Here is a 23,452-nt window from a genome sequence, read left to right as displayed (position 1 = left end):
TTCAGCAGGAGGCACCATGTCCGACATCACCATTCCCGGCGGAAGAATTCGTTCCTTCGTCGAGCGGATCGAGAACCTTGACACTGAAATGGCGGAACTGAGCGAGCAGAAGAAGGAAGTCTTCTCGGAGGCGAAGGGCGAAGGCTTCGACGTCAAGATCCTCAAGGAGATCATCAAGCTGCGCAAGCAGGACCAGGACGAGCGCGACGAGCGTGAAAGCCTGCTCGATCTCTACATGCGCGCGATGGAAACGGCGCCGGCGGAAGACAAGACCGCGAAGGCGGCGTGAGGTTTGGGAAGCGTGATGCTTCCATAAGCGGACAGCGAAGTAGGGCGGGTTCGCGACTTGTCTGCCATCGCTCATTGAGCGAAGGTGGAAGCGCAACCCGCCGCGACTGTTGCGAGCGAAACGGCGGATTACGCCTTCGGCTAATCCGCCCTACGCTTCCTTTGCGATCCCATGCTCGTAAATGAATCCGGTCCAGAACGAGAGCGCTTCGACAAAGACCTGCTCGGCCCTGATCTTTTTACCGGCATGTTCGAAGTAGACCAACCAGCCAGTTTCGAGTTCACATGCAACCGTCACTCGCACCGTAGGATCAGGATTGTTGCTCACCGCCCAATGCTTTGAGGCGGTTGCAGCTTGGCGACAGAGGTGGAGGGCGTTGCAGGCCTTCCTTGCGCGATTCTGAAGGTCCCTAAGTTTTGTGATGCCGAGCTTGTTGCGCTGCTCAGCTGTCATGTCGCTGAACACCCAATCGGAGAGGTGCCAGGCAGTTACGCTCCATCACCAGCGACATGCTCTCGCAAATTCTGAGGATATTTTGGTAATCTTCCTCGGCAATCATCCATGACCTCTCTGTAGGTCGTTGGACCGGCTGAGGAGCAATCTGCTTCGGCGTCTCTGGGAGCCTGTAGGTTTGAAGGGCGTTGGCGACCTGACGTAGGGGAAATTTAATGTCCTGGGTCGTCTTGCGAGACTGCTCCGCCAGCCGGCGCCGGTTGTCCAAGCGGGGGCGGATAAAGGTCGGCAGGGCGGAATTGAAGCGCTCGGCGTTTTCTCGCAGCCGATTGAGCGCATCGTCGAGGATATTTAGGTCCTGCTCGAATTTCTGAGTAATCGATTCCGCCGTGTGCCAAGCTCCCGCGGCGTGCACCTTCACTTCTGTAGAGTTCGTAACACCGTGGACCGCGAAGCGGGGCGGTACCGGAGGCATACAGTGGAACAAATGCTCCTGTCCGGTAAAGGGTACTTGCCATGACAATGCTTAAATCTAAGCCCACTTCCGCAGGGGCAAATTTGATTGCGTCTTATCGGGCTAGAGGTTTGCATGGGGTCAATTGACATAGAAGGGAGCGATAGGATCGCTCCCTTCTCCGTCGATTCGTTGTTTTCCTCGCAGGATCAGCTCACGAACACCCCGTCGTGCTGCCGCAAGTATCGCACTTCATGCACGTCCCGTTCCGGACCAGCGTGAAATTGCCGCACTCCGAGCACATCTCGCCTTCGTAGCCTTTTGCCTTGGCTTCGGCGCGACGCTCGGCCTTGGATGGGGCGGCGGCTGCGGCTGACCCGGGCTTGCCCCAGTTCAGGGCCTCGAGCTTCTCGGTCGGCGAGAGGTCGTGGCTGACTTCCTGCTTCAGCGCGACGGCGCCTTCGATGGTGTCGGAGACGCCGCGGGCGGTGGCACCGTGCCCAGCCATCGACGTCACGCGGTTGCCGCCGGCGGGGGCGTTGTCGGCGTTGCTGCTGACTGCGGCGGAGCCACCGCGCATGACGACGAGGTTGTCGGTGCGCGAGCGGGTCAGGCCCTTCGACAGGTACTTCGTCGCCTGGTGGTGCGGCGCCTCTTCCGGCTGCTCCTTGCCTTCCTCGACGCCCTTGCCGAGCGCGTCGAAGCCACTCTCGTTCGGATCGACATGGGCGAGATCGAAGCGCGACATGTAGCTCACCGCGAGCTCGCGGAAGACATAGTCGAGGATCGAGGTCGCGTACTTGATGGAGTCGTTGCCCTGCACCGGGCCCGCGGGCTCGAAGCGGGTGAAGGTGAAGGCGTCGACATATTCTTCCAGCGGCACGCCGTATTGCAGGCCGAGCGAGACCGCGATTGCAAAATTGTTGATGAAGGAGCGCAGCGCCGCGCCTTCCTTGTGCATGTCGATGAAGATCTCGCCGAGCCGTCCGTCGTCATATTCGCCGGTGCGCAGATAGACCTTGTGGCCGCCGACCACCGCCTTCTGGGTGTAACCCTTGCGGCGGTCCGGCATCTTCTCGCGCTCGCGCATCACGACGATGCGCTCGACCAGCTTCTCGACGATCTTTTCCGAGACCTGGGCGGCACGCGCCGCCATCGGCTTCTCGTAGAGCGCCTCGACCGCATCGTCCTCGTCCTCATCGTCGGAGATGAGCTGCGAGTTGAGCGGCTGCGACAGCTTGGAGCCGTCGCGGTACAGCGCGTTGGCCTTCAGCGCCAGCTTCCACGACAACAGATAGGCGGACTTGCAGTCCTCCACCGTGGCGTCGTTCGGCATGTTGATGGTTTTCGAGATCGCGCCCGAGATGAACGGCTGCGAGGCCGCCATCATCCGGATGTGGCTCTCGACCGAGAGGTAGCGCTTGCCGATCTTGCCGCAGGGGTTGGCGCAGTCGAACACCGGGTAGTGCTCGGCCTTGAGGTGCGGGGAGCCTTCCACCGTCATCGCGCCGCAGATGTGCACGTTGGCGGCCTCGATCTCGCGTTTTGTAAACCCGACGGCCTGGAGCAGGTCGAAGCCGGGGGCTGCGATCGCCTCGGCGCCGATGCCGAGCTGGTCGCGGATGAAGTCCTCGCCGAAGGTCCACTTGTTGAAGGCGAACTTGATGTCGAACGCGGTCGGCAGCGCCTTTTCCACCTTGGCGATGGCTTCGTCGGTGAAGCCCTTGGCCTTGAGGGTGGAGGCGTTGATGCCAGGCGCATTCGACAGCGAGCCGTGGCCGACGGCATAGGCCTCGATCTCGGCGATCTCGCTCTCGCGATAGCCGAGCGCGCGCAGCGCGGACGGCACCGCCTGGTTGATGATCTTGAAGTAGCCGCCGCCGGCGAGCTTCTTGAACTTGACCAGCGCGAAATCAGGCTCGATGCCGGTGGTGTCGCAATCCATTACCAGGCCAATGGTGCCGGTCGGCGCCACGACAGTAACTTGCGCGTTGCGATAGCCGTTGACCTCGCCGAGCGCCAGCGCGTCGTCCCACGCGAGCTTGGCATGCGCGACGATATCGGCTTGCGGGCACGAGGCGTGATCGAGCGGAACGGGATTGACCGCAAGCGCCTCGTAGCCACCGGCGTTGCCATGGGCGGCGCGGCGGTGGTTGCGGATCACGCGCAGCATGTGCGCGGCGTTCTTCTTGTAGCCCGGGAAGGTGCCGAGCTCGGCCGCCATCTCGGCCGAGGTCTTGTAGGAGATGCCAGTCATGACGGCGGTCAGCGCGCCGCACAGCGAACGGCCTTCCTTCGAGTCGTAGGGCAGGCCCATGGTCATCAAGAGGCCGCCGATGTTGGCAAAGCCGAGGCCGAGGGTGCGGAACTCGTAGGAGAGCTCGGCGATCGCCTTCGACGGGAACTGGGCCATCATGACGGAGATTTCGAGCACGATGGTCCAGAGCCGGCAGAGATGCTCGTAGGACTCGATGTCGAACCGCTTGGTGGTGGTGCTGTAGAACGTCAGCAGGTTGGCCGAGGCGAGGTTGCACGCCGTGTCGTCCAGGAACATGTATTCCGAGCACGGATTGGAGGCGCGGATGTCGCCGGACGCCTTGCAGGTGTGCCAGTCGTTCATCGTGGTGTTGAAGTGCAGGCCGGGATCGGCGGAGGCCCAGGCGGCGTAACCGATCTTCTCCCAGAGGTCGCGCGCCTTCAGCGTCTTCGTCACCTTCTTGGTGGTGCGGCCGACCAGATTCCAGTCACCGTCGGTTTCCACCGCGCGGAGGAAGTCATCCTTCAGCGACACCGAGTTGTTGGAGTTCTGGCCGGAGACGGTGAGGTACGCCTCGGAATCCCAGTCGGTGTCGTAGATGTCGAACTGGATGTCCTTGTAGCCCTGCTTGGCGAACTGGATGACGCGCTTGATGTAGTTGTCGGGCACGAGGTTGCGGCGCGCGAGCTTGATCTCGCGGCGGGAGCGCCGGGTTCTTCTCGGGATCGAAGCAGTCGTCGCCACTGCCTTCGCAGTTGACGCAGGCCTTCATCACGGCCTTGAGGTGCTTCTGGTTGATCTTGGAGCCGGTGACCAGCGCCGCGACCTTCTGCTCCTCCTTCACCTTCCAGTCGATATAGGTCTCGATATCCGGGTGATCGGCATCGACCACCACCATTTTGGCGGCGCGGCGCGTGGTGCCGCCCGACTTGATCGCGCCCGCGGCGCGGTCGCCGATCTTGAGGAAGCTCATCAGGCCCGACGAGCGGCCGCCGCCGGACAGCTTCTCGCCTTCGCCGCGCAGGCTCGAGAAGTTGGAGCCGGTGCCGGAGCCGTATTTGAACAGGCGCGCCTCGCGGACCCAGAGGTCCATGATGCCGCCTTCGTTGACGAGGTCGTCGCCGACGCCCTGGATGAAGCAGGCATGCGGCTGCGGATGCTCATAGGCCGACTTCGATTTTGTCAGTTTGCCGGTCTTCCAGTCGACGTAATAGTGGCCCTGGCCGGGACCGTCGACGCCGTAGGCCCAATGGAGCCCGGTGTTGAACCACTGCGGCGAGTTCGGCGCGACCATCTGCTTGGCGAGCTGGAAACGCAGCTCGTCGAAGAAGGCGAGGGCGTCTTCTTCCGTGGAGAAGTAGCCGCCCTTCCAGCCCCAATAGGTCCAGCAGCCGGCGAGGCGGTCGAACACCTGCTTGGCGCTGGTCTCGCCGACGATGCGCTCGTTCTCGGGGAGGCTCGCGAGCGCCTCGGTGTCCGGCACCGAACGCCACAGCCACGACGGCACGGTCTCTTCCTCGACCTTCTTCAGGCGCGCGGCAACGCCCGCTTTACGGAAATACTTCTGCGCCAGCACGTCGGAGGCGACCTGCGACCAGAACTCCGGAACCTCGACGTTCTCGGCGCGGAACACGACCGAGCCGTCCGGGTTGCGGATCTCCGAGGTGGTCAGGCGGAAATTGATCCCGGCGTAGGGAGATTGTCCGCTGGTGGTGTTGCGTCGTTCGATTCGCATGGTCGAGCCCCGTCTCTTGTTCTGCCCGGTCCCACGTTTCCCGCAGGTTGCCGGAATTGTTGTCTGTTCGCAGACTTTGGGAACACGCGTGGCACGCCTCCCGTCATCCGCAGCTCAGCCGGTGGACCCGGCCTGTTTTCTCTCATCCGCCAGGCGCCGGTTTGACCCGGCCCGGCGGTGGCATGATCCCGGGGGGGCGCCCGACTGGTCGGGTCCTCCGGGTCATGCATTCAACGCCCCAAACGCTCACGCGACACGTCACGCGTACGCTTCTTGCGGGCCGGTTACGGCCTCTGTTTCCGGGTCCTTCTCGGCCCGTTTGTCGTCCCGGACTCGAAAGACCTCGGGCCCAAAATCAGGGCAGACAAGCCCTTCACCCGCGGCCCGAAGGCCTGGCGGAGTGGTCATTTTGGAACCCTGTGGGAGCGACCGGCGGGGACCCAAACACACTCGCGCCGAACAGGTTGAAAGCTAGGCCATGTCCGTTGCGCCCGTCAAGGACTAGTACGAGTTTCTGAATCAAACACTAAATATGGTGGAAGGAGGGGGATAACAGGGGTCGGTGCCGCGCCTGTGATCGAGCCAACTATCGGTGAGTCCTCAGGGATTCCCAAGCCAAAAAAATTCCTGGTCCCTGTGGATTGGAGTTTCGCCCCGCTTTTCACAGGCGAAGTTTTTATTCGCCGCGGCGGATTGAATTTTGGGGACTCACGTAAGCGTACGGGCAACTTAGGGATCAGGCATGTCAGAGCCGTGATGGTCGGGCGACAAAATCGCGGGCAAGGTGTGGCCGACTCACGTCGTCTTCACTCCTTTGCTTTCACACCCTTGCCGGGTTCCATGACAGACCAGAAACCTTCCGGGCGGACGCGCCTTGCGCCCGCCGGCCTGATGTTCCTCGCCATCACCTCGGTGGGCTGGGGGTTCAACTGGCCGTCCACCAAGTTCCTGCTCAGCGAGCTGCCGCCGCTGACCTTGCGTGGCATCACCGGCGTGATCGGCGCCGTGCTGCTGGCGGCGCTGGCGCTGCTCCGTAGCCAGAGCCTGCATGTCGAGGCAAGGCTGTGGCCGCGCCTCGTGCTGTATGCCGCGCTCAACGTCTCCGGCTGGATGGTGCTGATGGGGCTGGCGCTGCTCTGGCTGCCGGCGAGCGAGACCGCGCTGATCGCCTACACCATGCCGGTGTGGGCTTCGCTGCTGGCCTGGCCGGTGCTCGGCGAGCGGCCGACGTGGCTTCGGACCATCGCGCTGCTGATGGCGTTCGCGGGGCTCGCCGCGATCATGGGCGGCAACGGCATTTCCGCGAGCAAGGACAAGCTGCCGGGAGTCATCATGGCGCTCGGCGGCGCGTTCGGCTTTGCGCTCGGCACCGTGCTGGCGAAGAAATATCCGCTGGTGATGCCGCCGATCCCGGCCGCGGCCTGGCAGATCGGCCTCGGCTGCGTGCCGATCGCGATCATCGGCCTGATGATCGAGACCACGCATCTCGACCGCGTCACCACGGTCGGCTGGTGGCTCTTGGTCTATTCGACGCTGATCCAGTTCTGCGTCGCCTATGTCGCCTGGTTCGCCGCGCTGGCCCGCCTGCCGGCCTCGGTGGCGGCGATCGGCACCATGGCGGTGCCGGTCATCGGCGTGATCGCCTCCGCGATCGCGCTGCACGAGCCGCTCGGGCCGACCCAGATCACCGCGCTGCTGTTCACGCTCGCCGGCGTCGCGCTGGCGACGCGGTAGCTCACATCACTCGCCGAGCGCCTGCTGCAGCATGCTGGCGAGCTGCGCCTTGCGGTAGGGCTTTGCCAGCAGCAGCACGCCTTCGTCGAGGCGGCCGTGATGCACGATCGCGTTCTCGGTATAGCCCGAGGTGTAGAGCACCTTGATGCCGGGGCGCCGCTTTCTCACTTCGTCGGCGAGCTGGCGGCCGTTCATGCCGCCGGGCATGATCACGTCGGTGAACAACAGGTCGAACTTCTCGCCCTTGTCGACCAGCGCCAGCGCGGCGCGGGCGTCGGGAACGGCAATGGTCTTGTAGCCGAGGCTGCCGAGCTGCGTGACGACGTAGTTGCGCACCAGCTGGTCGTCTTCCACCACCAGGATGACTTCGCTGCCGCGCCGCGCCGGCTCCGGCGCAGACGCCTCCACCTCGACCTGGCCGCGGGCAGGGGGCAGATACAGCTTGATCGTGGTGCCGTGGCCTTCCTCGCTGTAGATCTTGATATGGCCGCCGGACTGCTTGACGAAGCCGTAGACCATGCTCATGCCGAGTCCGGAGCCCTTGCCGACCTCCTTGGTGGTGAAGAACGGCTCGAACACCTTGTCCTGCACCGCGAGCGACATGCCGGTGCCGGTGTCGCTGACCGCGAGCAGCACGTAGCGGCCCGGCGTGATGTCGGGATTGGTGGCCGCATAGGCGTCGTCGAGCACGACGTTACTGGTCTCGAACAGCAGCTTGCCGCCGTTCGGCATCGCGTCGCGGGCGTTGATCGCCATGTTGAGCAGCGAGTTGGCAAGCTGCGACGGATCGATATGGACGCTGGCGACATCGGGCGCGAGCATGGAGTCGATCTCGATCTGCTCGCCGAGCGTCGGCCGCAGCAGCTTGGCGATATCGACCACGGTGCCGTTGATGTCGACGGTGCGCGGCTCCAGCGGCTGGCGGCGGGCGAAGGCGAGCAGATGCTGGATCAGCTCGCGGCAGCGCTCGGCGGCGCGGTCGATCAGCTCGGCGGTTTGCGCAAGCTTCGGCTGCGAACGCAGGCTGTCGACCAGCGTCTCGGTGGTGCCGGTGATGACCGTCAGCATGTTGTTGAAGTCGTGCGCGACGCCGCCGGTCAGCTTGCCGATGGCGTCGAGCTTCTGCGCCTGCTGCAGCTTGTGCTCGGTTTCGCGCGAGGCGGTGATGTCGTGATAGATCAGCGCCGCGCCGGTGATGGTGCCGTCGCCGTCGCGCAGCGGCCGGCCCGACACCACGAGGTGAATTTCCGGCGCGCCGCGCACCGGCCGGGCGACGAATTCCAGCCCGTCGAATTCCTCGCCGCGGAGCGCCCTGGCCGAAGGCATGTCGTTGGTCTGCATCGGCGTGACGCCGTCGGCCTGGAACACGGTGCTCATGGCGCGCAATTCGCGGACCGTCATACCCGGCTTGTAGCGCAGCATCTTCTCGGCGGCCGGGTTCGAGAGCAGCACGGTGCCGCCGCTGTCGATCACCAGCACCGCCTCCGCCATGGTGCGGAAGGTGGTTTCCATCACCGAGGTGGAACGGCGGAGCTCTTCGAGGGCTGCGCCGAGATCCTTGGTGCGTTCGGCCACCTTGCCCTCGAGCGACAGATTGGTCGCCTTGGTCGCGCTGAGCGCGCCCTGCAGTTCGCGGCTGACGCGCCGCGCCGTCAACGTCAGCGCGACCGCGAGCAGCAGGATCATCACCACGCCGGCAAGGTCGACCGCCAGCAACAGCCGGCCATTGGTCTTCGACTGTTCGGTGCGAATCCCGAGCAGGCGGCGCTCCTCGGCGACCAGGCGGTCGAGCGCCGCCCCGACCTTGTCCATCAGCGCGCGGCTCTCGTCCGCCGAGATCAGCGCCGCAGCGCCGGCCGTGTCGCCCGCCGTGCGCAACCTGATCAGTTCGGCACCAAGCGCAATGGCGCGCTCGACCTGTCCTCGGGTGCCCTCGATCAGCTTTGCTTCCTCCGGGGCCGACTTCACCGCAGCCATCAAATCGTCGAACGCGGCGCTGAGGGCGGTGCTCTGCTCGCGAAACTCGTCCGCGAAGGAGGCGTCGCCGGTCAGCGCGAAACCGCGCGCCGCGCTCTCGACGCCGCGCGGCAGCGAACGCGCATCCGAAATGCGCTTGAGGACGCCGAGTGCGTGATCGACCGAATCAATCTCGCTGCGCGACTTGACGTCCAGCCCGATCGACGCCGCGCTGATGACGAGGAGGATCGCAAGGCCACTGCCAAGGATGAGACGCTGGGAAGCCATCGACGATTAGTACGAGCAATTATTTGGAAAGACGAGCAGAAGGAGCGGACTTCGCAAGACATTCGTTAACCGCGGCAACCAGCGCCTGCGGGGTGAACGGCTTGCGCAGGCAGGCCGATGCGCCGAGCTCGATCGTCATCCGCAGGAAATCCGGCGCACGGTCGGCATTGGCGAAGGCATAGCCGGACATCGCGATCACGGGAATATCGGGGGCGCGCTCGTGGAAGACGCGGATCGCCTCGAAACCGCGCATATGCGGCATGAAGACGTCGATCAGCATGACGTCGAATGACGCCTTGTCCAGCGCGCGCAGACCCGATTCGCCGCCATCCGCGACGGTGACGTCGAAGCCCTGGCGCTGCAAACAGACCTCGATGGCGACGCACACCATCGGGTCATCATCGACCACGAGAACGCTCGGCACGATGCATCCTCTTGCTGCGGCCTCGCGTGCCGGCGACTCGCTTGGCCACTCTCCCGATTAAGGCGGAACCTGGACGGAAAGTCTGTATCATAAAATGCATATGCTGTTTGCTGACAAGCAGATTTCCAGCTAGCCCTGACACCATCACTTGTATTTGTCCGCCCACATTGCGACGGGTCCATGACCGCAGTTCCAGTCGACGGCCGCACCCCGCCGTCACCGCTCGGCCTCGCATTCCTGGTGGTCGCATCGACCGGCTGGGGCCTCAATTTCCCGATCATGAAGTTCCTGCTTAGCGAGTGGCCGCCGCTGTCGTCGCGCGGGCTCTGCGGCGTGGTCGGCGCGCTCGCGCTCGGCCTGGTGGCGATCGCGCGCGGACAGCCACTGCGCGTCCCCGACGGCATGTGGTTGCGGCTCGTCCTGGTGTCGACGCTGTCGATCGGCGGCTGGGTCGCGTCCATGGGCCTGGCGCTGATCTGGCTGCGCGCCAGCGAGGCGGCCGTGCTCGGGATCTCGATCCCGGTGTGGGTTGCGCTGGTGGCCTGGCCGGTGCTCGGCGAGCGTGTCTCGCTGCCGCGTGCGCTCGCGCTTGCCGTGGCGCTCGCTGGCATCGCCGCGCTGATCGGCGGTGGCGGTCTCGACGCGAGCCTCGGCAAGCTGCCCGGCATCCTGTTCGCGCTCGCGGGCGCGCTCTGCGTCGGGCTTGGCACCGTGCTGACCAAGTTCTTCAAGCTCGCAATGCCGCCGCTGTCGCTCGCGGCCTGGCAGCTTGCGATCGGCTGCGTGCCGATCGCGATCGCCGGCGTCCTGATCGAGCAGCCGCAGCTTGCCGCGCTGTCGCCGCTCGGCTGGGCGTCGATGGTCTACATGACGCTGATCCAGTTCTGCCTTTGCTATGTCTGCTGGTTCGCGGCGCTGGAGCGGCTGCCGGCGGCGACCGCGTCGATCGGCACGCTGTTGGTACCCGTCGTCGGCGTGCTGGCGGCCGCGGTCATGCTGCGCGAGCCGCTCAGCGCGAGCGACATCATCGCGCTGGTAGTGACTTTCGCAGCCGTCGCGGTGGCGCTGCGGACATGACAAAGGGCGGCGTTGCCGCCGCCCTTTGCCAACTCAAGCACTCAGCCCGTAATTACGGGCAGGGGTGCCGCAGGCCGTCATAGCCGAGATAGGTGCCCGAGGCCGGGTCGTAGGACCTGTAGCGCTGCGCGCAGTAGCTCGCGTCGCCGCCCGGCACCGCCTCCACGGCGACAGACGGTTCGTCGTAGTAGCCGTAGCTGTCGTCATAGTAGCCGGGGCCGTAGCCGCCGTAATACGCGCCGGAGGCGAGGGCTCCGCCGACGACTGCACCGGCAACCGCGCCCGGCCAGAAGCCGCCACCACGGTGATAGCCACCGTGCCAGCCGCCACCGCCGCCGTGCCAACCGCCGCCGCCGCCACCGGCCCAGTGGCCGCCGCCACCACCGGCCCAATGACCGCCGCCGCCACCGGCCATCGCAGCACCACGGCCGCCGCCAAAGCCACCACCACCGCCGCCGCCGATATGGCCACCGCCACCGCCGCCGCCGCCGCGCGCACCACCGCCACCGCCCATCGCGCCCATCTGCGCGGCAGACTGGGCGAACGAAACGGTCGGCGCCACAGCCAACGGCAGCGCAAGCGCCAGCGCCGCGGCGGTGCTCAGAACCTTCATATTGATCATTTTGGACTCCATCAAAACGGACAATGTCTAACCATCTCTGCGGTCGGGCGTTCCAGTGCTCGACATTGATTGTCCGTCATCTTTGCTTGACCGGCGGCGCATGTATGGCGGGTGAACAAAACTCCTCGCGATCGCGTCATTTGGTCGCCAAAGGACCCGCAAGCCGGGTGTAATTCGGGAGTGTCCGGCTACCTTGGCGGCGACTGGACATTTGCAGATTCAGGTGGCATCAGAGCCGGACTGCCTCGAACCGACGACCGGCCACGCATGAAACAATTCCTGCTGAAATTCTTCACCTGGTGGAACGGCCAGACCTTTGGCACGCAATTGTGGACCTCGCGCTACGGCGAGCTGGTCGGCGAGGACGAGCAGGGCAATCGCTACTACCGGACCAAGGGCGGCGAGATCGACCCGACGCTGCATTTCGAGCGCCGCTGGGTGGTCTATAACGGCTATGCCGAGGCGTCCCGGATCCCGTCCGGTTGGCACGGCTGGCTGCATCACACGGTCGATGTGCCCCCGACCGACGAGAAGTACGTGGCCCGGGAGTGGGAAAAGCCGCATCTGCCGAACATGACTGGCACCGCGCAGGCTTACCGTCCGTCCGGCTCGACGCTGGCGAGCGGCCGCCGCCCCAAGGCGACCGGCGACTATCACGCCTGGACGCCGGGAAGCTGAGCTTCACGCATTGTTGTTTCGGACGCGGCGCGTGTAACAGCGCGCGTGCACCGCACACGCACCTGTGGCAACGCGAGTGCGTGCCTGTGGACAACGGTAACAGCGGGGACAGCTGTGCCGTGTCCGATGCTGTCCGCTTGCGCTGCGCACGTCTTCGCGGCTCAATGAAGCCATCTTACGGAGATGGGAAACCATCGCGTCGGATCGGGCTCCAGATCGCGACTGTCCCGATGAGCAGCGGCCTCCGAGTTGGATGCGGCCGGGAGATAGGCCCCCGGCACAGACGTCCTGAAATCGCCCGCAAATGTGAGGCTACCGTGAGACAGGAAGGGCCGCTCGGGAAACCGGGCGGCCTTTTTCTTTGCCTCGCAATTTCGTTGTCTCACGATCAGTCAGGGCAGCCGTGCGGCCGCCTGGCTCATCAATTCGCCCCGGCGCGTGTGTGCCGGTCCCATCCGCTCCTTCATGGAGGCGAGGACCTCGGCCGGCGCGGTATCGGGCGAGCCGGCATTGAACGGCGGGGCCGGGTTGTATTCGAGCCTGAGCTGGATCGCTTCGGCGGTCTTGCGATCGACGAGCTCGGAGACCAGCGTCAGCGCGAAATCGATGCCGGCGGTGACGCCGCCGCCGGTGAAACGGTTGCGGTCGACACAGACCCGCGTCTTGGTCGGGATGGCTCCGAACCCCGACAGGAAATCGATCGCGCTCCAATGCGTGGTGGCGCGATAGCCCTTCAAGAGACCGGCGGCGCCGAGCACCAGCGAGCCCGTGCAGACCGACGTGACGTATTTCGCTCCCTCGGCCTGCTTGCGCAGGAAGGCCAGCATCTCCTCGTCGCCGACCATGTCGTCGGTGCCGAATCCGCCCGGCACGCAGATCACGTCGAGCTGCGGGCAATCGGCGAAGGTCGTGGTCGGCGTCAGGACCATGACGGAGTCGGTCGGAACGGGTTCGATCCGTTTCCAGATCAAATGCACCTTGGCGCCGGGGACCGAGGAGAACACCTGCAGCGGCCCGGTGAGGTCGAGCTGGGTCACCTTCGGGAAGACGAGCAATCCAATCTGCAGGGGTTCGGACATCGGAGCTCTCCAAATAGCGCTTGACGGAACCACGATGCCATGATGGCTTTCTGTCCAAAATGGCGTAATTCCCTCATTTTCGGACGTTGCCGCCGCCTCCGGGGATTTGGCATTGCAAGGATCTGGCAGATGATCGGCATCCTGATCTTTCCCGACTTCCAGCTGCTCGATGCGGCCGGCCCGATCGCGGCGTTCGAGATCGCGGCGCGCTTCGCCAACGACCCGCCCGCGATCAAGACGATCGCGGTGAAGGCCGGACCGGTGCGCTCGTCGTCCGGCGTCGAGATGCTGGCGCGCGGCTTCAGGCCGTCGGCGGCGATCACGACGCTGATCATCGCGGGCGGCAACGGCGTGCGCACGCCGGCGACGTGTCCTGTCACGCTGTCATTCGTGCGGCGAATGGCGAGCCGCGGCATCCGCGTCGCAAGCGTCTGCTCGGGCGCCTATGTGCTGGCCGAGGCCGGCCTGCTCGATGGCCGCCGCGCCACCACGCATTGGCAGCGGACGCCGCACTTCGTGAAGACCTATCCGAAGGTCAAGCTCGAGCCGGACCAGATCTTCGTCCGCGACGGCAATATCTGGAGCTCGGCCGGAATCACCGCCGGCATCGACCTCGCGCTCGCGATGATCACCGAGGACTACGGCGACGAGGTCGCGCAGAACACCGCGCGGCAGCTCGTGCTGTACCATCGGCGCAGTGGCGGGCAGTCGCAGTTTTCCTCGCTGCTGGAGTTGAAGGCGCCGAACGGCCGGTTCGGGCCATTGCTCGCCTGGGCGCGCGAACATCTCGACGCGCCGCTGACGGTCGAGGATCTCGCCGACAAGGCCGGGATGAGCTCGCGGCATTTCACCCGCGCCTTCATCGCAGAGACCGGTACCACACCATCGAAGGCGGTGGAGCGATTGAGGATCGAAGTGGCGCGGCAGCGCGTGCAGTCGTCGGGCGAGGCGATCGAACGCGTCGCCGAGATCACCGGCTTCCGCGATCCGGAGCGGATGCGCCGCGCCTTCATCCGCGCCTTCGGCCAGCCGCCGCAATCGCTGCGCCGGGCATCGCGCGCCGGGTAGGCCGCGGACGTGCGCAATCGCGGCGCGTTGTTGGAAAGATAGGGCAATCATTCCACGGCGAAGCCAACGCGGTTGCCGATGAAGGACCGTCGCCAAGCTCACCGGCGTTACCGGCAGCGGCAATTTGAGTTTGGGACAAGCTCGTTGTCCGGTCTCACACGATTCATTCAGTCGTTGCACCGATGAACCGCGCGAAGGTTCCTGTGACCCACGTTAGGTGGGGCGTTGCGGACCCGAGGAGGTTCCACATGACAAAGCATCGAACGATTACCGGGTTCGTGGCCGTCACCCTGCTGGCTGTCACTGCAACCGCCGCGACGATCCGGTCACACCTGCCCCGAAGCGATGGCGTTGTCGTCGAGACGGGCCCGCTCCCGGCTAGGGATTTCAGCGACCGCTGGTCCCCGATTTCAGCTTTGCCCCCGGCAATAAACATGACTGAGCGCGCACCTGAGGAGCGTTAAACCGGTCATCGACGCAGATCCGGCCGGTTCCCGGATAGGCCGCGCGCAGAGATTAGCGCAGGACAAACGCCCCGCCGAAGGCGGGGCAAGATGTTGAACCACTTGATCCTGCACGACTTGATCTCAAAACGACTTGGTCTGAATAGAACTAACGGTTCCGCCGCGCCGGAATAGCGCAGCCATTCACCTTGCAAACGATCAGTACGATCACTGAAAATCCACGGACGGCGAGATATCAATTGCTCAATGTATCGGTCGCGATCTTCTTCTTGAGTGCTTCGCAGGTATTCCGGACCTCCGTGGTCATCAGCGAGACGGCTTCGATCTGGAGGAAGAAACGCTTGCCCTGATCGCGGTAACCCGCGGCGAATTCCTTGATTTCCGCGATCATGTCATGAACGCCCGCCACCATGACCTCGCAGTTCTTGGCGGCCAGTTGCAGTTCCGATCCAAGGGCCTCGATCTCTCTCACCGCCGCTTCGTATTCGCGCACGACCGCCTCGGCCGATAGCTTGCCGACCTCGTTGACGCCGTTGCGGTGCTCGACGTAGTCCGGCATCGGCGAGAGAGGCCGAATGTTGCTGCGTGGGCGATGCGTACTCACCGTGTCGATTTCGCTCTCCGTCGTTTCCAACGGGGCGCGGGCGAGGACTTCTGCACTCACACTCATGCGAAGGCTCCATAAGTTGTTACGGCGAGTGGAGTTTAGCAATGTCAACGGATTTGTCTCGCTTTTCCACAAGTTTAGGAGAAGTCCAATTGTGCGTTGCAGCATAGCGAATCCTGCGCCGCAATCGCTGCGCCGGGCATCGCGCGCGAGCCAACGAGGCGTCGGGGGATCAGGTTCGTTTGCCGTCCGCGAAGCGTCACGGGTGCGCAGCTGCCTCTTTGTGCTGGCGACGCGCGTGGGCCACTCCCCAGCCGAGCCCAAACAGGGCGGCGGCGAGCGAGCCCCCGAGCACCCCGAGCTTTGCTGCGTTGAGCAGGGCCTCGTCGGGGAAGGCGAGCATGGCGGTAAAGATAGACATGGTGAAACCGATTCCGGCCAACAGGCCGATGAGGCAGACGCCGCCCCACGTAATGCCCGGTGCCAGCCGACAGCCCAACTTGACCGCAAGCCAGGTGGCACCGATCACACCGACCGGCTTTCCCAAGGCAAGGGCAAGCCCGACGCCCAGCATCACGGACTGAGCTCCGGAACCGAGGCCGGAAGCTGTGAGGCTGATGCCGGCGTTCGCCAACGCGAACAGGGGCATGATGCCAAAGGCGACCCAGCCATGCAGCGCCGTCTGCACGCGCACGACGGGCGGCAACATTTCGCGATTCGCGACGTGGAGCGTACGGCGCCGTGACCTGAGGCGATGGGTATCCTTCCAGGCCGCATCGCTGTCGCGCAACTCCGCGATCACGCGCGACACCATTTGCAGGGGCGGCTCCCGCAGCGGCATCGGCCGCACCGGCGTCATCAGGCCGAGCACGACGCCGGCAAGGGTCGGATGCGCTCCGCTCATCAGCAGCCCGGTCCAGACCAGCGCTCCCGGCGGAACGTAGGCGAGGGCGGAGCCGATGCCGATCCGCTGAAGCCCGACCACCATCAGAATGCCGAGCGCCGCCACGATAAACCCGCTCAGCTCCAGTCCGCTGGAGTAGACGAAGGCGATGATCAACACCGCGATGACGTCGTCGATGATCGCCAGCGCCAGCAGGAACACCCGTAGATTGACCGGGATCGATCGTCCCAGCAAAGCGAGCGCCCCCACGGCAAAGGCGATGTCCGTCGCCGTCGGTACGGCCCAGCCCTGGCCGCGCACGGGATCGGCATTCAGGCCAATGTAGATGAGCGCGGGGGCGATGACGCCGCCGGCTGCCGCGATCACGGGCAGCAGCGCCTGGTCGAACCTGCTCAGCGCGCCTTCATGGATTTCGCGCCGAATCTCCATGCCGACAACGAGGAAGAAAATCGTCATCAGCCCGTCGTTGATCCAGAAATGCAGCGATCGGGAGCTGACGAAGTCGCCAAACCCGAGCAAGAGTTGCTGGTGCCAGAGAGCGTGATAGCTGTCGGCGAAAGCCGAGTTGGCCCAGATCATTGCAGCGGCTGCCGCGGCCAGCAGTACGCCGCCGCCGACAGCCTCGACGTGCAGGAAGCGCTGGAGCGTGGCGAACGCTCGCTCGGCAAGCAGTTGAGCTCGTGGCAGGTCTTGGGTGGGCAGTCGGTGATCCATCGGGCGCACGCACTCGGCGTGGTGGCCCGACCATCGCTTCACCTGTCGCTGCGCCATGCAGCGGACACCCATAGCCCGTTTTGCACAGCGACAGGCATAGGGCAACCCTATTCGGGCGTCCTGCGACCGTTTGCCATATCGCTGGGAGGCGACTTCGGACCAACGTGGCTTTCGGCGCTAGAACCGCTCAGGCCTCAGCAGGGCGTAGATCAAGTCGACAGGCAGGCCAGCGGCGAGTGACTAATCGAAGATCATCCGCGCTCTCGCTGGAACAATCGATAATCATCCTGGTGGTTCCGCGCCCAGGGCTGGCGATCACAGCCAGCTCGCGAGCATGTTGAGCTGGGTTGCTGCACCGAATATCAGCAGAACCGCGATGCACACCGGCAGAGAGTAGGGGGTCCGATTGTTCTCTTGCGACATGTCAGCACCAAATCGGGAGAGAGTTCCCATGCGCGTGAAAGCTACGCGCTGATTGCCTCATGCAATATCAAGCCGATCGCATAGGAATGCGAGACGAACGCCAAGCCGGCGTTATAAATGCAGAATAAGTGTCAGCGTTAGCTCTCATCGGTTTCCAGCAGCCCTAGCTTCGACGCAAGCCAGCGCGTGGTGGAGGCCTGGACCAGGATCGTGGTCAGGATCGCGACGAAAGTGACGGAGGCGATCATCTCCGCGCCCGGCGCCTTCATGCCGAGCAACAGGCCGGCGAGCGCGGCGGGGATGACACCGGTTTCGCGCGTCCAGCACATGAACAGCAGCTCCGCGAGACTCCAGCGCGCGCGGCGATCCGGCGCTGCGCACAGGAACACGGTGATGGGGCGGGCCACGAACATCAGCACCAGCGTCACCGCAATGCCGCCGAGCCAATATTGCTGCATCAGCGCAAAATCCACCTGCGCGCCGAGCAGGATGAAGATGAACAGGCGCAGCATGAAAGCGGTGGTCAGGACGAACTCACTGAGTTTCTGAGATTCGCCCGGCTCCATCGCGAAGCCGAAGGTCTCCTTGTTGCCAAGCATGATGCCGAACACGAACACCGCCATGAAGCCTGAGGCATGCAGGCCCTCGGCTGCGAAGTAGGCGGCAATCACCGCAACCACTGTGACGACGGGGGCATATTCGGCAAGGAAGGCCCACTTCTCATGGGCGATGAAGATCGTTGCGAGATAGCCCAGTACGATGCCGGCGGTGACGCCGATGATGGAATGCGTGATCAATTGGCTCAGCGAGGCCGAGAGCGAGAACGTGCTGCCGGTCGCAAGGCCGAGGAGAGTGAGGGTGATGATCGCACCCATGGCATCGTTGAACGCGGATTCGCTCATCACGGTCTGGGCGACGCGGTGGCGGATCGGGATCTGGCGGAAGATCGGCACCAGTGTCGCCGGATCAGTCGAGGCCACTGTCGCCGCCAGCAGGAACGCCACGATCGGGGGAACGCCGAGAATGTATTGCGCGGCGAAGCCCGTGATCGCCGCCGTTATGATCACGCCCAACGTTGCGATCACCACGATGGTGATCCACACTTGCTTCAGCACAGCGAGCCGAAGCGTTGCTCCGCCGTCGAACAGGATATAGCTCGCGCCGAACAGCAGGATGATCTGGTTCAGCGCAGAGTCGGCACCGATGTGCACGAGCCCGAGCGCATGCGGCCCGATCGCGATGCCGGTAAGCAGGAACACCGCGACGTCGGGAATTCTGACCTTCTGAGCGAAGAGCGCGGCAATCGTGCCAATCGCCAGGATCAGGCCGCATGATAGCAGCGTGTGCCTGGCGATTTCGATCGAGGACGACACGATCAGCCCAGCGTCTTCAGCCAGGCGCTGATCTCGGTCACCGCGACATTGGCCTGGTTGAGCAGCTTGCCCATGGTGAAGAAGCCGTGGAACTGGCCGGGGAAATGCCGGTAGGTGACGGGCACGCCGGCATCCGTGAGGAATTTCGCGTACTCGTCGCCTTCGTCGCGCAGCGGATCGGCGCCGGCGGTCAGCACATAGGCCGGCGGCAATCCGGCAAAGCTTTTTGCGCGCGCAGGCGAGGCGCGCCAGTCGCTGTTGTCGGCATCGCCGAGATAGTGGTTGCCGAACCAGCCGATCACCGAATGCGTCAACAGGATGCTGGTCTCGGGCTCGCGATGCGAGGGATGCTTGCGCGAAAAATCGGTCGCGGGATAGACCAGCAGCTGGGCCGCGAGCTTCGGACCGCCGTCGCGGGCGGTGAGGGCAACCACCGCCGCCAGATTGCCGCCGGCGCTGTCGCCGCCGACGATCAGGCGCGACGCATCGATGCCGAGCTCCGCAGCGTTGGCAGCGACCCATCTGGTCGCGGTGACGGCGTCGTCTACCGCCGCCGGGAAGCGGTGCTCGGGCGCGAGGCGATATTCGACCGAGATCACGATCAGTTCGCCCTCATGGGCCAGCTTCTGGCAAACCACCTCATGGGTATCGAGATCGCCGATCACCCAGCCGCCGCCATGGAAGAACACCAGGCACGGCGCGAGCCCGTCCGTCTTGCGCAGCGTCTTCGGCGTGTAGATGCGTCCCGGGATCGCGCCGTGCGGCGCCGGGATCGCCAGCGCCTTGCTCGATTCAAGCGCGGGCGGCTCGGGATTGGAGACAATGCGGGCGGCCCGGTAATATTCACGCGCTTCCGGTGCGGTCAGCGATTCATAGGCGGGGCGACCGGCCTCCTGGAATGCCTTGTAGACGGCGGCGGCATCGGGATCGAGAACGACGGGCATTTGCGGGGACCTTCTTGATTTCTGTTGTGTCATTCCAAGGCGATGCGATGCGTCGAACCCGGAAGCGCGAGATTCCGGGTTCGGCCCTGCGGGACCGCCCCGGAATGACGGTTGTATCAGGCGGAGCTTAGCGGTTTGGATGACGCCGGCAGCGCCGGTGACCCGGACCGTCGAGCCTGATGCGAGCTGGCATATTGGGTTTCCTCTGGCTGGTCTGGTTCGATCCGGATTTTCTCAGGTTTTCACGCGTTGCCGCGTGGCTTCAGCGTGAGGACTATCACACGTGTCCCCAGGGGTGGCCAGTGTGCGGGGAGGGCCGGCCGGGCGCCCTTTCCCCGCCGTATTCGGCGTGTTAACCGGTGGCCTGCGAGCGGCCGATATCTAGGTAGACTGTCGCGAGCCCGATTCGCCCTTTAAAGCCGCGCGAGATGCTTCGAACCATTGCCCTGACTGGCTTTGCGGCCTTGGTTGCCGCCTCAACCATCTCGCTTGCGCAGCCTGCGCGCGCGCAGATCGGAACGATTTTCTCCGATCCGCCGCCGCGTCCGCCCGGCGCGATCCCGCGCGGCCAGGCGGCGCCGCCCAGCGACGACGATGAGGAAGTGCCGGAACTGCCGCGCGGCCGCCTGCTGCCGACCCAGCCGCGGGCGTTGCCGCCGGGCCAGGCGGTGCCGCCGCCCGGCAGCGTGCAGTCGCAGCCTTTGGCGCCGCCGCCCGGCAGCACAGTCGCTCCGCCCGGCGTTGCGGTGCAGCCGCCGCAACCGGGCGGGCCGGCCGTCGCCAACACGCCGCCCGGAGCCAATCCGGCGCCGGGGCAGCGTCCGCCGGCCAAGGGCACCGCTCCGGGCACGGCACCGCAGACGCCTGCCGCGTTGCAGCCGGGCGACGAGGTCGTGCAGGAGCCGCCGTCGACCAAGATCACCAACAAGAAGGCGAGCTTCTCCGGCCTCGACAAGATCACCGGACGCATCATCAATTTCGACGAGGATATCGGCGAGACCGTGCAGTTCGGCGCGCTGCGGGTGAAGACCGATGCCTGCTACACCAGGCCGTCGACGGAAGCCGCCAACACCGACGCTTTCGTCGAGGTCGACGAGATCACGCTGCAGGGCGAGGTGAAGCGGATCTTCTCGGGCTGGATGTTCGCCGCGAGCCCCGGCCTGCATGGCGTCGAACATCCGATCTACGACATCTGGCTGACCGACTGCAAAGGGCCGGACCAGACCATCGTGACCGCGGCGCCCGATCCGCCCAAGGCGCCGACGCCGCCACCGCCGCCGGCCCAGAAGCGTGCGCCGCCGAAGCAGGCCGCGCCGCGTCCGCCGCCGCAACCGCTGCCGCAATACCAGCAGCAGCCGCCACCTCCGCCGCCCCAGCAGCAGCGGCCGGGCGGATTGTTCGGCGGCTTGTTCGGAAATTGATCGGCACTGCGTAGCCCGGATGGAGCGTCAGCGAAATCCGGGTTCTTTCTGCGCGGATGGCGTCGTCCCGGGCTACATGCGTCGCAAGATCAATTGCGCTCTGCGATGATCGCCAGTGCGTCGGCCCCCTTGACCGGCTGCGTGGTGTCGAGCTTGCCAAAGTCCGCCGGCGCGCCAGCGATCGCCTTGTCGAGCAGCGCGCGATAGCGGCGGCGCGAAATCTCCACGGCGCCGAACGTCTTCAGATGCTCGGTGACATATTGCGTGTCGAGCAGCTCGAACCCGCCGGCGATCAGCCGCGCCACCAGATGCACCAGCGCGACCTTCGAGGCGTCGCGCGCGGTGTGGAACATGCTCTCGCCGAAGAAGGCACGGCCGAGGCTGACGCCGTAGAGGCCGCCGACCAGATTGTCGTCCTGCCAGACCTCGACACTGTGGCAATGGCCCGACATGTGCAGCCCCACATAGAGGTCGCGAATGCGCTTGTTGATCCAGGTGTCGTCACGGCCGGGCTGCGGCGCCGCGCAACCGGCGATCACGGCCTTGAACGCGGTATCGACGGTGACGGTGAAGACATCCGAGCGCACGGTGCGCGCGAGGCGGGAGGCGACACGGAAGCCGTCGAGTGGAATCACGCCGCGCAATTCGGGCTCGACCCAGAACAGGGTCGGATCGTCGGCGCTCTCTGCCATCGGGAAGATGCCGCAGGCATAGGCGCGCAGCAGCACCTCGGGCGTGATCTCGGAGGAGGCGGAGTCGCGTGAGGTCATGCTGGCGAAGATAGCAAAGCGCGGGCGGTCTTGCGATGGGGCCGGCTACGGGGTTGCGACGTGTTGACGAAGCGCGCCGGTTCCTCCACAAGCCGCGCCATTCCGCCGCAGTTTCCCGAGACGGACTGCGCGGCCATGCTAGATTGCCACAAAATATGGCGCCGCCGCCCGGGACATGGCGGCTTGCGCCTGACAATCAACACAGGTGAGGGGGACGCTGCATGAAATCGTCCTGGCGCACGTTTGCGCCGTTGCTGGTCTGGCTGGTGATCTATCTGGTCCCGGTGCCGTCAGGGCTGAACGCCAATCAGTGGCACTATTTTGCGGTGTTCGCCGCCGTCATCACCGGGCTGATCCTCGAATCGATGCCGGTCGGCGCGGTGGGGCTGATCGGCCTCACGGTCGCCGGCGTCGGCGGCTATGTCGAGCCCGACCCGAACAAGTCGCTGCGCTGGATGCTCAGTGGCTTTTCCGAGAGCACGGTGTGGCTGATCGTCGGCGCCTTCGTGTTCTCGATCGGTTACCGCAAGAGCGGGCTCGGCCGAAGGCTGGCGCTGCTCCTCGTGCGCGGGCTCGGCCGCCGCACCATCGGCCTCGGCTATGCGGTGGCGTTCTCCGATCTGGTGCTGGCGCCGGCGACGCCGTCCAATACCGCGCGCTCGGGCGGCACCATCTATCCGATCGTCAGCAACATCCCGCGCATCTACGGCTCCGAGCCCGGTCCCACCGCGGGCAAGATCGGCACCTTCGTGATGTGGACGGCGTTTGCGACCACGGCCGTCACCAGCTCGCTGTTTCTGACGGCGCTGGCGCCGAACGCCGCCGCGCTCTCGATCGCCAAGAAGCTCGTCAATGTCGAGGTCGGCTGGTCGCAATGGTTCATCGGCTTCGCGCCGCTGGGCATCCTCTTGCTGTTGCTGGTGCCGCTGCTGAGCTACATGGTCTGCCGGCCCGAGATCAAGGCGAGTCCGGAGATCGTGACCTGGAGCGAGGGCGAACTCGCCAAGATGGGGCCGCCGTCGCGGCAGGAATGGATCATGGCGGTGCTGGTGCTGCTCGCGATGTTCTTGTGGATCTGCGGCTCCAATCCCAACATCAGCGTGCCGCTGCTCGGCTCGAACTTCATCAACGCCACCACGGTGGTGTTCGTCGTGATCTCGCTGATGCTGCTGTCGGGCGTGATCGCGTTCGAGGACATCGTCGCGGAGAAGAGCGCGTGGGAGGTATTTTTCTATTTCACCTCGCTGCTCACGCTATCGTCGGGTCTCAACGAGATCGGCTTCATCAAATGGGTGGCCGAGGGTTATGCGAAGCCGCTCGCAGGGACGTCGCCGCTGGTCGGAATGATCCTGCTCGTCACCTTCTTTTTCTGGATCCACTATTTCTTCTCGAGCATCACCTCGCATACCGCCGCCGTGCTGCCGGTGGTGCTCGCCGTCGGCTCCAGCATTCCCGGCCTGTCGGTGCAGACGCTGATGCTGTTGTGCGTCTATTCGCTCGGGCTGATGGGCGTGATCTCGCCCTACGCGACGGGGCCGGCGCCGATGTATTACGGCAGCGGCTATATCGGCAAAGGCGACTTCTGGAAGTTCGGGCTGATCTTCGGCGTAATCTACTTTGCCGGATTGTTGCTGATCGTGTTGCCCTGGCTACAGACGATCGGGTAAAATAGCCACAATCCAGCGAGAAACAGCGGCCGAGCGGGAAGGAGGGCTATC

General features: G+C 64.9%; 19 protein-coding genes and 2 pseudogenes. 7 read left to right on the top strand and 14 right to left on the bottom strand.

What is annotated here, in order from left to right; all coding sequences use genetic code 11:
- Positions 1-16: 16 nt before the first annotated feature.
- Positions 17-289: a DUF2312 domain-containing protein gene (locus tag ACVISU_RS03035; protein ID WP_456705968.1), complete on the top strand. Its 273-nt coding sequence runs from the start codon at positions 17-19 to the stop codon at positions 287-289.
- A 150-nt stretch (positions 290-439) separates the two neighbouring features.
- On the opposite strand, the gene ACVISU_RS03030 is transcribed toward ACVISU_RS03035, so the two are convergent.
- The 4 genes and pseudogenes from ACVISU_RS03030 to ACVISU_RS03015 form a co-directional block, all read right to left on the bottom strand.
- The gene (locus tag ACVISU_RS03030; protein ID WP_456705967.1) at positions 440-742 is read right to left on the bottom strand and encodes a hypothetical protein; all 303 of its coding nucleotides are present in this window, start codon (positions 740-742) and stop codon (positions 440-442) included.
- Entirely contained in the window at positions 732-1,163 is a 432-nt protein-coding gene (locus tag ACVISU_RS03025) for a hypothetical protein (RefSeq protein ID WP_456705966.1), read from the bottom strand. Before ACVISU_RS03025 ends, ACVISU_RS03030 begins: the two co-directional genes overlap by 11 nt.
- Positions 1,160-1,333 (bottom strand): SEC-C metal-binding domain-containing protein, encoded by a 174-nt coding sequence (locus ACVISU_RS03020; RefSeq protein WP_456710743.1) that lies wholly within the window; start codon positions 1,331-1,333, stop codon positions 1,160-1,162. Before ACVISU_RS03020 ends, ACVISU_RS03025 begins: the two co-directional genes overlap by 4 nt.
- A 77-nt stretch (positions 1,334-1,410) precedes the next feature.
- Positions 1,411-5,188, bottom strand: a pseudogene (locus ACVISU_RS03015) (vitamin B12-dependent ribonucleotide reductase).
- Positions 5,189-6,028: 840 nt separating this feature from the next.
- Between ACVISU_RS03015 and ACVISU_RS03010 the strand changes: the two are divergent.
- Complete coding sequence (locus tag ACVISU_RS03010) at positions 6,029-6,922, top strand: DMT family transporter (protein ID WP_456705965.1); 894 nt, start codon at positions 6,029-6,031, stop codon at positions 6,920-6,922.
- 6 nt (positions 6,923-6,928) lie between these two features.
- Here the strand turns inward: ACVISU_RS03010 and ACVISU_RS03005 are convergent, their stop codons facing one another.
- Positions 6,929-9,166 (bottom strand): CHASE3 domain-containing protein, encoded by a 2,238-nt coding sequence (locus tag ACVISU_RS03005; RefSeq protein ID WP_050401369.1) that lies wholly within the window; start codon positions 9,164-9,166, stop codon positions 6,929-6,931.
- A gap of 19 nt (positions 9,167-9,185) precedes the next feature.
- Entirely contained in the window at positions 9,186-9,590 is a 405-nt protein-coding gene (locus ACVISU_RS03000) for a response regulator (RefSeq protein ID WP_456705964.1), read from the bottom strand.
- A 180-nt stretch (positions 9,591-9,770) separates the two neighbouring features.
- On the opposite strand from ACVISU_RS03000, the gene ACVISU_RS02995 reads away from it, so the two are divergent.
- Complete coding sequence (locus ACVISU_RS02995; protein ID WP_456705963.1) at positions 9,771-10,667, top strand: DMT family transporter; 897 nt, start codon at positions 9,771-9,773, stop codon at positions 10,665-10,667.
- Positions 10,668-10,719: 52 nt separating this feature from the next.
- On the opposite strand, the gene ACVISU_RS02990 is transcribed toward ACVISU_RS02995, so the two are convergent.
- Positions 10,720-11,289 (bottom strand): BA14K family protein, encoded by a 570-nt coding sequence (locus tag ACVISU_RS02990; protein WP_050401455.1) that lies wholly within the window; start codon positions 11,287-11,289, stop codon positions 10,720-10,722.
- Between the two features lie 267 nt (positions 11,290-11,556).
- Between ACVISU_RS02990 and ACVISU_RS02985 the strand changes: the two genes are divergently transcribed.
- Entirely contained in the window at positions 11,557-11,967 is a 411-nt protein-coding gene (locus tag ACVISU_RS02985; RefSeq protein WP_050401366.1) for an NADH:ubiquinone oxidoreductase subunit NDUFA12, read from the top strand.
- A 392-nt stretch (positions 11,968-12,359) separates the two neighbouring features.
- Here the strand turns inward: ACVISU_RS02985 and ACVISU_RS02980 are convergent, their stop codons facing one another.
- A complete protein-coding gene (locus ACVISU_RS02980) occupies positions 12,360-13,046 on the bottom strand; it encodes a DJ-1/PfpI family protein (RefSeq protein ID WP_456705962.1) in 687 nt (228 codons plus the stop codon).
- A gap of 129 nt (positions 13,047-13,175) precedes the next feature.
- On the opposite strand from ACVISU_RS02980, the gene ACVISU_RS02975 reads away from it, so the two are divergent.
- Positions 13,176-14,114: a GlxA family transcriptional regulator gene (locus tag ACVISU_RS02975; protein WP_456705961.1), complete on the top strand. Its 939-nt coding sequence runs from the start codon at positions 13,176-13,178 to the stop codon at positions 14,112-14,114.
- Positions 14,115-14,813: 699 nt separating this feature from the next.
- Here ACVISU_RS02975 and ACVISU_RS02970 read toward each other — a convergent pair.
- From ACVISU_RS02970 to ACVISU_RS02950, 5 genes and pseudogenes are all read right to left on the bottom strand, one after another.
- Positions 14,814-15,248 (bottom strand): hypothetical protein, encoded by a 435-nt coding sequence (locus tag ACVISU_RS02970; protein WP_050401364.1) that lies wholly within the window; start codon positions 15,246-15,248, stop codon positions 14,814-14,816.
- A 196-nt stretch (positions 15,249-15,444) separates the two neighbouring features.
- Positions 15,445-16,803, bottom strand: coding sequence for a Na+/H+ antiporter NhaA (gene nhaA, locus ACVISU_RS02965; protein WP_456710742.1), 1,359 nt, complete (start codon positions 16,801-16,803; stop codon positions 15,445-15,447).
- 177 nt (positions 16,804-16,980) lie between these two features.
- A pseudogene (locus ACVISU_RS02960) lies at positions 16,981-17,037 on the bottom strand (potassium-transporting ATPase subunit F); the annotation flags it as partial.
- A 326-nt stretch (positions 17,038-17,363) separates the two neighbouring features.
- Positions 17,364-18,599, bottom strand: coding sequence for a cation:proton antiporter (locus tag ACVISU_RS02955; protein ID WP_456705960.1), 1,236 nt, complete (start codon positions 18,597-18,599; stop codon positions 17,364-17,366).
- Positions 18,600-18,601: 2 nt separating this feature from the next.
- Positions 18,602-19,543 carry an alpha/beta hydrolase gene (locus ACVISU_RS02950; RefSeq protein WP_456705959.1) on the bottom strand — a complete coding sequence of 314 codons (942 nt, stop codon included), beginning with the start codon at positions 19,541-19,543 and terminating at the stop codon, positions 18,602-18,604.
- A gap of 428 nt (positions 19,544-19,971) precedes the next feature.
- On the opposite strand from ACVISU_RS02950, the gene ACVISU_RS02945 reads away from it, so the two are divergent.
- The gene (locus ACVISU_RS02945; RefSeq protein ID WP_050401360.1) at positions 19,972-20,964 is read left to right on the top strand and encodes a DUF2155 domain-containing protein; all 993 of its coding nucleotides are present in this window, start codon (positions 19,972-19,974) and stop codon (positions 20,962-20,964) included.
- An 89-nt stretch (positions 20,965-21,053) separates the two neighbouring features.
- Here ACVISU_RS02945 and aat read toward each other — a convergent pair whose 3' ends face one another.
- Complete coding sequence (gene aat, locus ACVISU_RS02940; RefSeq protein ID WP_050401359.1) at positions 21,054-21,734, bottom strand: leucyl/phenylalanyl-tRNA--protein transferase; 681 nt, start codon at positions 21,732-21,734, stop codon at positions 21,054-21,056.
- Between the two features lie 221 nt (positions 21,735-21,955).
- Here aat and ACVISU_RS02935 point away from each other — a divergent pair, with 221 nt between their 5' ends.
- Positions 21,956-23,401, top strand: coding sequence for a DASS family sodium-coupled anion symporter (locus ACVISU_RS02935; RefSeq protein WP_050401358.1), 1,446 nt, complete (start codon positions 21,956-21,958; stop codon positions 23,399-23,401).
- Positions 23,402-23,452 lie beyond the last annotated feature (51 nt).

Source organism: Bradyrhizobium sp. USDA 4452 (assembly GCF_054063575.1).
Note: the sequence above shows the minus strand (reverse complement) of the source record. Positions and strands in the feature narration are given on the sequence as shown.